The sequence below is a fragment of the Winogradskyella sp. genome, from assembly GCF_965228925.1.
Classification (GTDB): domain Bacteria; phylum Bacteroidota; class Bacteroidia; order Flavobacteriales; family Flavobacteriaceae; genus Winogradskyella.
In genome coordinates this window covers 873,735-886,885 of record NZ_OZ245845.1, presented here as the reverse complement: position 1 = coordinate 886,885, position 13,151 = coordinate 873,735, and the positions used below count along the sequence as shown (strand labels likewise).

Here is a 13,151-nt window from a genome sequence, read left to right as displayed (position 1 = left end):
TTTAAGTTATGTAGCAACCTTTACCGCAGTTCCCGTTACGGAAACCATAGGATAATTATGGGTTGTTAATTCTACCTCAACTTTTATACCAACGACGGCATTAGCATTTAATTGTCTTGCATTTTCTTGAAGTCTTTGAAATGCTGTTTCTTTTACGCTATCTACACTACTTTGAATTTTTTTCATGTATTTAGACATGCTAAAACTAGCACTCATGGTTTCTTCATTTAATGCCACACCTGTAACAATGCCTAAATAATCTATGATTTTAAAGCCTTCAATAGAATTTGTCGTTGTAAGTATCATAGTCAAATTTTGATGGTTATCTAAATTACAAATTTAATCTTCTGTATTTGCCTTTCCAAGTAAGTAGAAGTCCAAATGTTTTTTTACTAAATCCGTAGCCTTCACTTTAACGATGACCTCATCTCCCAACTGATACATGCTATGGGTATTTCGACCAATCATGGCATAATGTGTTTGATCAAAATCGTAGGTATCATCAGTCATATCCCTAAGACTTACCATACCTTCGCATTTGTTGGAGATAATTTCGACATAGATGCCCCAATCGGTAACCCCTGAAATCACTCCTAAGAACTCTTCATCCTGATGGTCTTGCATAAAACGGATCTGCATGTATTTTATGGAATCGCGCTCTGCCTTGGTAGCTAAGTATTCCATATTACTTGAATGTTTACACTTTTCTTCGTAAACGGCTTCATTGGCTGATTTTCCTCCATCTAAATAATGCTGTAATAGGCGATGTGCCATCACATCAGGATAACGCCGAATAGGTGACGTAAAATGGCTGTAATAATCAAAAGCCAAGCCATAGTGCCCGATATTATGAGTAGTATATTCAGCCTTAGCCATGGTGCGAATCGCTAATGTATCCACCAAATTCTGTTCCTTTTTACCGACAACATTCTTGAGTAAGTTGTTTAATGAGGATGCAATAGTATTGCGATCTGTAAATGTCAATTTATGACCAAAACGCCCTACGACCGTCTGTAATTGCGCTAATTTAGCTTCATCAGGTTCGTCATGTACCCGGTATACAAACGTCTTTTTAGGATTTTGTTTACCTATAAACTCTGATACTTTTCTATTGGCCAAAAGCATAAACTCTTCAATAAGCTTATTGGCATCTTTACTCGTTTTAAAGAAGACTCCTGTCGGGTTAGCATTTTCATCTAAGTTAAATTTTACCTCCACCTTATCGAAAGAAATCGCTCCCGTACGCATACGCTTTGCTCGCATCTTTTTAGCTAATCGATCTAAAATTAAAATGGCCTCAGCAATTTCTGGTTTGGTATTATAGGCTTTACTTGTTAAGGATACGTTTTCTGGAATTGTAGTATTTAAAGAAGAGATTCCTGCTTTCGTAGGAATGGCAAAGTCAGGGTTTTGTTCTATAATAGCTTGGGCTTCTTCATAGGCAAAACGGGTATCAGAATAGGTCACCGTTCTACCAAACCATTGGTGTTTTATCTCACATTGATCATTCATCTGAAAGACCGCCGAAAAGGTGTATTTTTCTTCATGTGGTCTAAGCGAGCAAGCACCATTCGATAGAATCTCGGGAAGCATGGGAACCACACGATCGACCAAGTAAATCGATGTGGCCCGTTCGTAAGCTTCATCGTCTAAAACTGTTCCTGGTTCAAGGTAATGCGATACATCGGCAATATGAATACCTATTTCGTATAAGCCATTATCCAGAACAGTAAGCGATAGGGCATCATCAAAATCCTTGGCATCCTTAGGATCTATGGTGAAGGTTAAATCTTGTCGCATATCGCGACGCTTCGCAATTTCCTCTTCCGTAATTGAAGTATCTAATTGGTTAGCAAATTGCTCTACCTCATAGGGGAACTCATGTGGTAAACCATATTCTGCTAAAATGGAATGAATCTCTGTACTGTGCTCGCCTGGCTTTCCAAGGACCTCAACCACTTTGCCATAAGGTGAATCCGCATGGTCTGGCCAGTCGGTCAGTGTAACCAAAACCTTATCGCCATCTTCTGCTTTTTTAGTTTTGTTAATGGGTACAAAAATGTCTTTATACATCTTGCTACTATCCGGTATAACAAAGGCGTAGTTCTTTTTATCTTGGATTTGAATCGTACCAACATACTCGCTCTTGGCACGATTTAAAATAGTGGTAATTTCACCTTCTATTCTACCGCGTTTTCTGCGTTTGTACGCATAAAATTCGACCTCATCACCATCAAAAGCTCTATTAATGTTATTAGAGGCAATAAACACATCCTCTTCAAAATCATCACTAATCACATAGCCACTACCTTTAGAGGATATATCTAAAATACCCGTATAATACTCGGCAGTCACAATGGCCTTAAATTTGCCACGATCGACCTGTTCTATTTCTTGTTTAGCCGCTAATTTGGCTAAAGTTTTTATAATTTGGTTACGGCTACTGGCATCATTAACACCAAGTATCGCTGCAATTTGTTTATAGTTAAAGGATTTATTACGCTCTTTCTTTAGTATACTTAAGATTGTATTTGTAAGGTTAGAAATCTTGTTGTTTTTAGATTTCTTTTTTCTTTTTCTTGTCATTTAATTTTATTCATTTTCATAGGTCATTCAGAGTGTTACCAAATATCTTTCTTAGAGAGATTGTGATTGCCACGTCTGTTTGTAATGACGTCTATATTTAACTTAATTTGAGTGAAGAAGAGCCATTAAGTTTTGCACAAAACTACACTATTAAAATTTAATAATGTTTAGTTAGCGTTAAATAATAAAAAAAGCAATGTAAAATTACATTGCTTTAGTCAGACATTTTTTAGTGAATCTATTCTATAATTAATTTTTTAGAGCCTTTTCCATTTGCTGTTTCTAACTTAACTATATAGAGCCCTGAAGTTAGTTGTGATGTATAAACCGTTGTTTCTTTTGATGATAAGACCAACTGACCTAGGTTGTTGTAAATATTGATCTTTTGTAAGTCTGATGAATTTTCTAATTGAATGGTGAATTGGTTTTTAGCTGGGTTGGGGTATATACCAAAGTCATAAATATTTTGACCTTGTATTGATAACAATGTACTTAAATCATAAACTCGTACGTGACCTGATCCCCCACCATTGCCGTCATTGTTAGGACCTGAAATAGCAATAATAGAGCCATTAGAGGATAAGCTAACTGAGCTTCCTGAATTATCACCTGAGGCTTCACCATCTATATCGCTGCCTATTTGAGTCCATACACCAAATTGGTTTTCATAAATACGAACATGACCTGAACTATTACCATTACCGTTATTGAATGGAGAGCCTATAGCAACAATAGAGCCATCTGAAGATAAACTTACTGAAAAACCCGATTGATCAAATTCTGCTTCACCATTTATGTTATTTCCAACTTGTATCCAACTTCCACTTTGATTTTCATAAATACGTACATGACCTGAATCATCTCCATTTCCGTCATTTCCAGGAGATCCAATAGCTAAAAATGAGCCATCAGAAGAAAGAGCAACTGAATTTCCTGATATATCGTTAGCAGCTTCGCCATTAATACTGTTTCCAATTTGAATCCAGTTTCCACTTTGATTTTCGAAGACACGTACATGACCCGAATTGCTACCGTTATTAGCGTTAAATATAGAACTAACGGCTAAAATTGAACCATCCGAAGACAAACTTAAGGACCAACCTGCATTATCACCAGCTACTTCACCGTTAATATCTTGTCCTATTTGTACCCAATTACTTGCTTGATTCTCATATACTTTTACTTGACCAGCTCTGAATCCGTTTGTAGAATCATGTGGAGCACTTACCGCTATGATAGAACCGTCTGATGATAAGCTTACTGACGAACCAAAAAGGTCAACTGTGTTAGTACCTTGAATGTCCTGACCTATTTGTGTCCATACACCGGATAGGTTTTGATATATCCTTACATAACCGACTCCAGTTGAGTTAAAATCATTCTGAGTAGCACCTGCAGCTACTATATTCCCATCTGAAGATAAGCCTATTGAGCGCCCAAAAAAATCACCTGAAAAATCACCATCAATATCTTGACCTATCTGAGTCCATATACCAGACAAATCCTCATATATTCTTATATGACCTGAATTATTACCATTTTCAAAATTAGACATTGCTCCAATAGCAATTGTGCTACCATCTGAAGATAATTTAATTGAATTACCAGATGTGTTTGACGCAGCCTCGCCATCAATATCCTGGCCTATTTGAACTTGGCCAAAGCTTATAGATGGAATCAACACAATTAATATGTAAAGTTTTTTCACGATTGTATTGTAGTTACTGAATGATTAATTTCTTAGAGTCTTTACCATTAGTGGTTAACACTTCAACTGTATAAAGCCCTGATGTGAATTTAGAAATATCAACTGTCACTTCTTTTGCGCTTAACACCAACTGACCAAGGGGGTTATAAATATTGATACTTTGTAAATCTGAAGGATTATCAAGTTGAATAGTGAATTGATCTTTAGTTGGGTTGGGATAAACATCAAATTCTAAATTCGCTCTATCTGCTGTTGTCAGGACATTTGAAAGATTGAATACCCTTACATGACCAGCAAATAGACCACTTCCTTGATTTACATTTGCACCTATAGCCACTATACTGCCATCAGAAGATAAACTCACAGCACTTCCTGATAAATCTCCAGCTGCCTCACCGTCAATATCTTGTCCTATTTGGGTCCAAACACCAGATTGATTTTCATAAATACGAACATGGCCTGAATCCATTCCATTTCCATTATTAAATGGTGCTGCTATTGCTACAATATTACCATCTGATGATAAGCTAACAGAGTAACCTGATAAATCAATCTCACCTTCACCATCGATATCTTGACCTATTTGAGTCCAAACACCAGATACGTTTTCATAAACTCTTACATGACCAGAGTTATCGCCATTTCCATCATTTTGTGGTCCACCAATCGCAACAATATTACCATTAGATGATAAACTCAATGAGCGGCCAAAAAAATCACCCTCAGCTTCACCATCGATATCCTGACCTATTTGAGTCCAAACACCAGATAGGTTTTCATAAACTCTTACATGACCTGAGCTATCGCCATTTCCACTATTAAAAATAGCACCCGTAGCTAGAACAGAACCGTTACTTGATAAGCTAACTGAATAACCTAGCCAGTCAAAAGCAGCCTCACCATCAATATCTTGACCTATTTGGGTCCAAACACCAGATAGGTTTTCGTAAACTCTTACATGACCAGAACGCTCCCCATTTCCATCGTTTCTAGTGGCTCCTACAGCAAGAATTGAACCATCTGATGACAATGATAGTGACCAACCTGATTGATCACCTTCCGCTTCACCATCGATATCCTGACCTATTTGGGTCCACACTCCCGACAAGTTTTCGTAAACTCTTACATGACCAGAGCTATCTCCATTTCCATCGTTTAGGCTTGAACCTATTGCTACAATATTACCATCCGCAGATAACTTGACTGACCATCCCGATAGATCATTCTCTGCTTCTCCATCGATATCTTGACCTATCTGAGTCCAAACACCAGAAATATTCTCAAAGACCCGAACATGACCTGAAGCACTTGCACTACCTGAATTATAAGTAGCTCCAATGGCAACTATATTGCCGTCAGATGATAAACTTACAGAAAAACCAAATTCATTATCTGCAGTTTCAGCATCAATATCTTGGCCTATCTGCACCTGGCCAAAACTTAAAAAAGGGATAAGAAAACTTATGAGTAGAAATTTTTTCATATCAACTTACACTTTAACGTTTATTCTATTAACATAGAATGCAAGCTACACTTAAATACCGTATTTTCCTACAAGAATAGATTAAATAATAATTAATTCTTTTTATAGTTTACATAACCATTATTTATGCATATTCAAAACTTATTCAATAATGAACTTAGAGTTTACTTCAGTCTTTGATATCCCAGCCATCATAATTATAAAATGTCATCATAATTTAGTTATCCACAACCTTATAAATTATTATCATTTTTCTTTTTAAATTTTAAAAACTAAATGATGTTTATTATAGGCTGTTAATAATTGGCATAACTTTTTAGAAAATTGTTTTGAAAACTTGAATTTTACAGTTTATTACGGTTTAGTTAACATTAAGTTTACATCTAACTGCTTGATAAATAAGAAAAGTAAAATTATTGTAAACAACTGTTGATAACTGATGTTAATAGAATTGACTCATAATTTTATAAGCAATCCCTGTTAATTTTGTCTATAAGAGCTATGAATAAGTTCCTTGAAAAAAGTGATTAATAAATTTTGAAATCCAATTTTAATTCTGGTTTGCAAAATAATCTGAATAAACCAAATTAAAATTTTCAATACTTGCAAACACTTATTAACATGTCGTCCATAATACTATTAACCAGATTTAATTATTCGTAATTTTGCATTATTAATTAAACACGTTTCAACATGACTATATCTATCGGTAACGATCACGCAGGTCCTGAATATAAAGCAGCTATTGTAAAACATTTAGAAGCTAAAGGGTATACTATTACCAATTATGGTACCGATACTTTAGATAGTGTGGATTACCCAGATTTTGTGCATCCTGTGGCGAGCGATGTTAATGATACTAAAGTCGATTGTGGTATTCTAATTTGCGGTAGTGCCAATGGTGTGGCCATGACGGCCAATAAATATCCGAATGTAAGAGCTGGGGTATGCTGGACCAGTGAGATTACGGAATTGACAAGACAACATAATAATGCTAATATTATTTGTATTCCAGCACGTTTTACGTCTATTCCACAAGCTATAAAAATGGTGGATGTCTTCTTAACTACCGATTTTGAAGGTGGTCGTCATCAAAGGCGCGTCGATAAAATTCCTTTGTCTTGTTAGAAATAACTGTAAAAGATTTTCGGCAATTAACTAAAAGAGAACTCTACGATCTCCTACAACTTCGCAGCGAGGTTTTTGTTGTGGAACAAGATTGTGTCTATCAAGATATAGATGGTAAAGACCAAAAGGCTTTACATGTTCTTGGATATAAGGTTGATAAACTAGTGGCCTACACGCGTGTGTTTAAACCTGGTGATTATTTTGATGAAACGAGTATTGGTAGAGTCGTTGTAAGGGAAAGTGAACGTCAGCATAAGTACGGTTATGATATTATGAATGCCTCAATCAAAGCTATAAAGCAATACTACAATACAGATACTATTCGAATTTCAGCACAAACCTATTTGAAAAAATTCTATGGTAATATTGGATTTAAAGCTGAAGGAGAGGAATACTTAGAAGATGGTATTCCACATGTTAATATGATTAAATCCTAATTTTTAGGTTGGATAATTCGGGTCACTAGGATTTCAACACGTCTATCCAATTCAGGTTCACCACCCAACGGAAATTTTCTTTTTTGGCCAACAAATTTCATACGGTAACGTTTCACACCTTTGTCGGCTAAATAATCGTAAACCGTTTTAGCTCTAGCTAAGGATAAATTACGTTTTTTAGTTTTTCGATCTATCGCATCTCTTGTACCATGGGTGCAACAAACGTGTCCTTCAATCGTAAAGTATATATCGGTGCGTTTTACAAGTATTTTTGCGATGTCATCCAAAACCGTTTTAGATTCTTTGGTGAGGTAACTATAGCCGGTTCGGAATAGGATATTTTCCAGTTGAATTTTATCACCTTCTTTTAGTTCCCCTTTCAATAATTCTTCGGTGCTTTCCTTTGCGGGCGGCTCTATTTTTGCCCTAGGAGGATCATAGGGCTGCACTATAATCTCTACTTTACGATTTAAACCTCTGATTCTATAGAGGTCATTGTCATTGATAACATTGAGAAGAATTTCACCTTTACCATCAACATTGGTAATCACAGATTCGTCAAATTCGTTGTTCGAAAAAACTTCCTTAATGGCATCAGCACGCTGTTGAGACAAAACTAAATTGTAGGAGTCACTTCCTCGGTCATCACAGAAGCCATAAATAGAGATTTTTTCAATATCCATATTTTCTATTTCAGACAAAAATAAAAGCAGTCGACTCTCTTCTGTTTCAGGAATTTCGTATTCATCAGTCAAAAAGTATACCTGATGCTTAATTTCTTTTTGAGCAAAAGCAAGCTGAAAACCTAGGTATATGACAATGAGTAGGGACTTCATTAGTGTTGAATTTTCTTATAACTGGAAAAATTCTATAGTTATAAATATAGATAAATTTATGTTTTATCTCAAAATACTTGCGTATTGTCTAGGATTATTAAGGACGCTAAGGGCTTTTTTAATCTCAGGATTATTTGCTGTATAATAGGTGTATAAACCTTCACTATAAAAATAACGCTTTATAATCTCGTCTGTTAATAACGACTTTAACTGTACTTTATTACCATCAATGGCATTGGATTTATAAGCTTGAATGGCCGCTGATAAGTTATGATACTCTGAATTTACGATACTTTCTAGCTCCTCTTCTTCTGCGACAGCCATGGCATCGTTAAAGGCGGTTTCAGTCTTAGTTTCAAAATTAAATCCTGTTGTTTTTAAATAATTCTTAAATGCTTTAAAATCTGTTTCTGATAGTTGAAACCCTTTTAAATCTTGGACATTATTACTATAGTAATAGTCTGTAGCAAAGTTAAATACCAGGTTTTCATTTAAAATGGCTTTAGTAATTGGGGTTTGCTTAGAGGATTCGACTTCTATATCTGGCTGCACGCCTCCTCCATCAAAAACAGTACGTCCGTTTCTTGTTTTAAATGCATTATAGTTTTCTTTTTTAACACGGGTGGCTTTTCCGTTTTCGTCACGATTCCAATAATCCAAGGCCTGTATACAACGACCAGAAGGTGTGTAATATCGAGAAATAGTAATCTTCATTTGTGTACCATAGGTTAAAGGTTTTGGTCGTTGTACCAAACCTTTTCCGAAACTACGTGCACCTACAACGACAGCTCTGTCCACATCCTGTAAGGCTCCTGAAACGATTTCACTAGCCGAAGCGCTGCGTCCATCAATTAATACGACCAGTGGTATTTCCGTATCAATAGCGTCACGTTTCGTGTAATAAGTCTTGTTGTATTTTTTGACTTTGGATTTTGTGGTTACCACCAACTGATTTTTCGGTACAAAAAGATTAGTCACATTTACGGCTTCATTCAACAAACCGCCTGGATTTCCTCTTAAATCGAGAATAAGTTGTGTAGCCCCTTTATTTTTTAAAGCCCTCAAGGCCCCGAGCGTTTCCGCAGAGGCTTTTTCGTTGAACTTTCTAAGAACGATATAACCTGTTTTTTCATCTACCATAGAATAATGCGGCACTGCTTTAATCTCTAAGGATTCCCTTATGATTTTTACTGAATTGGTTTTACCTTGACGTTTATAGGTAATGTTCACCTCAGTGCCAGCTGCGCCTTGTAGAAGATTGGCTGCATCATCTTTAAAATCGGCTACGATGACATTATCCACTTTTATGATTTCGTCTCCGGCTTTTAAACCGGCTTTATCCGCTGCATAGTTTTTATAAGGCTCTACAATAACCAACTTATCCTTTAAGGTTAATACTTTAGCACCTATGCCCGTATAGTCTCCAGCATTGTTTATTCGAGAGGCCTCGACATCCTGTTCGTTATAAAATTGGGTATAGGGATCCAGATCGTTTAGCATGCTTTTAATGGCAGTATCCATTAAATCACCAGGATTAGTATCATCAACATAATTCATGTTGAGTTCTTTAAACAATGTGGTAAAAATTTCGATCTGTTTAGCAATCTCAAAAAAATCATTTTTAAAAGCGGTTGTACCAAAAAAGATAACGACAGCTAAAGCTGGTATTATTAATTTTTTACGGAGAAGTTTTTTCATTTTTTGACTTTTTATCCAAGAATTTCTTAAACAACAATTTCATCTTGTTGTTAAGTTCCTCAAAAGTTGTTCCATCTTTGCTAAGGTATAAAATCATAAACGCATAAGATGTTGAACTATTGTTAAAGTATATAGGCTTATTAAGCCTGTATGCTTCTCTTAGCAATCGTTTGATTCTATTTCTGGAAACCGCTGTTTTATGAAGGCGCTTACTTACCGAAACCCCAGTTTTTATAATAGATCCATCATTGAATTCAGCTTCGAGATAGATAAGTCTTAAAGGGTAGACCGTCACCGCTTTACCGTCATTAAACAATTGCTCAATGTGTTTTTTACTTTTTAGCTTGTCTTTTTTGCTGTATTTAAATGACATCAGCTATTGGATATGTCTTGGTTAATTTAATGTTCTACGTTGTAGTTCACCTTCTAAATCTACAATTTTATGCTCTAGTTCGTTGAGACGATCATAAATATCCATAGGTTCTGGCATTTGTTTAGAAGCATACATAGTAACGGACCACAGCTCCTCAATATCTTGGGCATTTATGGTATACGTAGGATAGTTACCGTCCTTGTTATCACTTTTTAAAATGAGTTTCTGGCGCTCTTCTATGCTGTTGATAACACGTTTTAATACAACTCCTTCAGTTTTACTCACAATAACATAAACACGTCCATCATTTACATCTCTTAGATCTTCAACATATTTACCAAACACGAGGTCGCCATCAAAAAATGTTCGAGCCATTGAATTCCCTTCGACTTCAAAACAACGATAGGTACCATTGGTGAGATGTGGCATATGAAATGACGGAAGCGATTCTATATATTCAGGGTCGCCATAGCCATCTAAATATCCCGCTCTGGCTTGCACAGGAACATAAACGACATTTTCTTCACCAATTTCATTGACTGCAATGACCTGAGGCATTCCAGAATATGTTTGATTGTTTGAAACATCAGATTTTAACATAGTAGAACTTTTCCCAAACAAAAAATCGGGATTAATATCAAAGGTATCTATAATAGCAGTCAAAACATCGTAACCGGGTTTTGTTTTTTTGCGTGTACCATCTTTTTGAGGGCGACCATTGACGATACTATCCACAGTTGTGCCAGTTACTCCAATGCGCTTAGAAAACGAAAAATTGTTAAGATGAAATTGATTGATAATAGCGGTAATTTTTTCGTCGATACCCTCCATATAATAAAACATTTTAAACGAAGACTAGTGCTCGGTTAAGTCAGTTTTGTAAAATTACACATTTGTGATATTTTAGATGAAAGATTTCTAGTGTTTTCTTTTTTACTAGAAAAACCACGACACACTGCGTCGATAGTGACCTTATAGGGTTTAGGTGATAAAAATCATGTTTTAAGCTTGTAATTTAGAGTACCTTACATAGAATAACCAATACTTGGCTTTAATTATGGGACATTTAGATGTAAAACAACTTAAAAGCCCAAAAGACAAGGCATCGTATATTCATTATCTCATAAAGGATCTTGAAGCTTTAGATATGATGCTTAATAAGGATTTAATTGAGAAAGAACCCATAAGAATTGGTGCTGAGCAGGAATTTTGTGTAACAACAGACCAGTACTTTCCCAACAATAATAATCTAGATGTTCTAGAAGCGATTAATGACGACCATTTTACAACTGAGATTGGGAGGTATAACCTAGAGATTAATTCTGATCCATTACTATTAAAAGGCGATTGCTTTTCGGTGCTGCAACAACAACTTATGGCACTACTGGAAAAAGCAGTGCACGGGGCTAAAATCCACAATTCTAAAGTGGTATTGACAGGAATTTTGCCGACGCTGAGATTAAAGCATATTGCCGAAAACTATATGACGGATATGCCTAGGTATCACGTCCTTAATAATGCTCTAAAGGCATCAAGACGTGAGTGCTTCAGTATTCATATTAAAGGGGTTGATGAGCTAAATCTAATACACGACAATGTGATGTTAGAAGCCTGCAATACCAGCTTTCAAACCCATTTACAGATTCACCCAGATGAGTTTGTAGAAAAGTATAACTGGGCACAGGCTATTGCAGGTCCGGTGTTAAGCAGCTGTGCCAATTCCCCAGTTTTGTTCGGAAGAGAACTATGGGCGGAAACTAGGATTGCGTTATTCACTCAGAGCATTGATACGAGAGCAAATTCATTTATTCATAAAGAAAAGCAATCGCGTGTAAGTTTTGGTGCAGATTGGGAAAAGGGGACGGTTACCGATATTTTTAGGGATCATATTTCTAGATTTAGAAGCTTGTTGTCTTCAGATGAGCACGATGATAGCCTAGAAAAACTGGAGCGTGGTGAAATTCCAAAGCTCAGAGCACTACAGTTACATAATGGTACAGTTTATAAGTGGAATCGCGTATGTTATGGTGTTGGTGGGGGAAAACCACACTTACGAATAGAGTGCCGTTATATACCATCAGGGCCAACCTTAACAGATGAAATTGCTAATATGGTATTTTGGGTTGGTTTAATGTTAGGCCAACCAGAGCATTACAAGGAGATTCACAAGAAAATGGACTTTAAAGATATTAAAAACAACTTCTTTAAAGCAGCGCGGAATGGGATGGAAACTCAGTTTAAATGGAAGGGTGAATTGGTATCGGCAAGAAACATCATCTTAAATGAATGTATTCCAATTGCAAAGAAAGGTTTGGAAAAAGCAAATATTAATGCTGAGGATATTGTTAAATACCTTTCAATTATTGAGCGACGTGCCAAATCAAAAAATGGGTCACAGTGGATGGTGGATAATTACAGAAATCTTCAAAAAAACAAGACCAATTTCGAATCGCTACAGAACATAACCGCTTATATGTATAAGCATCAATTTGGCGACAAAACTGTAGATCAATGGGAGCTCTTCGATCCTAATGATAATTTAAGGATAGATGTTAGTCGAATCGTAAAACATAATATGAATACCAAGATACTCTTGGTGGATCAAAATGACAGCTTAGAATTGGTAAGCCATATCATGAAATGGAAAAACATTCATCATTTACCTGTAATAAATAAGAAAAAAGAACTAACCGGCCTATTAACCTGGACGGATTTGATTAAGCTTGGCGACAGAGAATTACATTTACGTGTTAAGGATGTCATGACAAAGGATTTGATTACAATTTCTCAAGAAGCCCCATTAGAGGAGGCTAAGCGCTTAATGGATTCAAATGGAATAAATTGCCTTCCTGTGGTCAGAAACAAAGAATTACTGGGTATTTTAACCTCAAGTGATCTATAA

General features: G+C 36.0%; 11 protein-coding genes. 3 read left to right on the top strand and 8 right to left on the bottom strand.

What is annotated here, in order from left to right; genetic code table 11:
- Nucleotides 1-6: 6 nt before the first annotated feature.
- From ACO052_RS03530 to ACO052_RS03515, 4 genes are all read right to left on the bottom strand, one after another.
- Complete coding sequence (locus tag ACO052_RS03530; RefSeq protein WP_422106638.1) at nt 7-306, bottom strand: YbjQ family protein; 300 nt, start codon at nt 304-306, stop codon at nt 7-9.
- A gap of 33 nt (nt 307-339) precedes the next feature.
- Nucleotides 340-2,586 carry a ribonuclease R family protein gene (locus ACO052_RS03525; RefSeq protein WP_422106637.1) on the bottom strand — a complete coding sequence of 749 codons (2,247 nt, stop codon included), beginning with the start codon at nt 2,584-2,586 and terminating at the stop codon, nt 340-342.
- Nucleotides 2,587-2,824: 238 nt separating this feature from the next.
- Nucleotides 2,825-4,294 (bottom strand): T9SS type A sorting domain-containing protein, encoded by a 1,470-nt coding sequence (locus ACO052_RS03520; RefSeq protein ID WP_422106636.1) that lies wholly within the window; start codon nt 4,292-4,294, stop codon nt 2,825-2,827.
- 13 nt (nt 4,295-4,307) lie between these two features.
- Nucleotides 4,308-5,777 (bottom strand): T9SS type A sorting domain-containing protein, encoded by a 1,470-nt coding sequence (locus ACO052_RS03515; RefSeq protein ID WP_422106635.1) that lies wholly within the window; start codon nt 5,775-5,777, stop codon nt 4,308-4,310.
- Nucleotides 5,778-6,470: 693 nt separating this feature from the next.
- Here ACO052_RS03515 and rpiB point away from each other — a divergent pair.
- Nucleotides 6,471-6,905, top strand: a complete 435-nt coding sequence (rpiB, locus tag ACO052_RS03510) for a ribose 5-phosphate isomerase B (protein ID WP_422106634.1) — start codon at nt 6,471-6,473, stop codon at nt 6,903-6,905.
- On the top strand, nt 6,899-7,342 hold the full coding sequence (locus ACO052_RS03505; protein WP_422106633.1) for a GNAT family N-acetyltransferase: 444 nt from the start codon (nt 6,899-6,901) through the stop codon (nt 7,340-7,342). The genes rpiB and ACO052_RS03505 overlap by 7 nt, the downstream gene beginning before the upstream one ends.
- On the opposite strand, the gene ACO052_RS03500 is transcribed toward ACO052_RS03505, so the two are convergent.
- The 4 genes from ACO052_RS03500 to ACO052_RS03485 form a co-directional block, all read right to left on the bottom strand.
- Complete coding sequence (locus ACO052_RS03500) at nt 7,339-8,178, bottom strand: OmpA family protein (protein ID WP_422106632.1); 840 nt, start codon at nt 8,176-8,178, stop codon at nt 7,339-7,341. The two genes, ACO052_RS03505 and ACO052_RS03500, sit on opposite strands and share 4 nt — an antisense overlap.
- Nucleotides 8,179-8,241: 63 nt before the next feature.
- Nucleotides 8,242-9,876 (bottom strand): S41 family peptidase, encoded by a 1,635-nt coding sequence (locus ACO052_RS03495; protein ID WP_422106631.1) that lies wholly within the window; start codon nt 9,874-9,876, stop codon nt 8,242-8,244.
- Complete coding sequence (gene rnpA / locus ACO052_RS03490) at nt 9,857-10,249, bottom strand: ribonuclease P protein component (protein WP_422106630.1); 393 nt, start codon at nt 10,247-10,249, stop codon at nt 9,857-9,859. Before rnpA ends, ACO052_RS03495 begins: the two co-directional genes overlap by 20 nt.
- 21 nt (nt 10,250-10,270) lie before the next feature.
- Entirely contained in the window at nt 10,271-11,080 is an 810-nt protein-coding gene (locus ACO052_RS03485) for a S24 family peptidase (RefSeq protein WP_422106629.1), read from the bottom strand.
- Between the two features lie 226 nt (nt 11,081-11,306).
- Between ACO052_RS03485 and ACO052_RS03480 the strand changes: the two genes are divergently transcribed.
- Entirely contained in the window at nt 11,307-13,151 is a 1,845-nt protein-coding gene (locus ACO052_RS03480) for a CBS domain-containing protein (RefSeq protein ID WP_422106628.1), read from the top strand.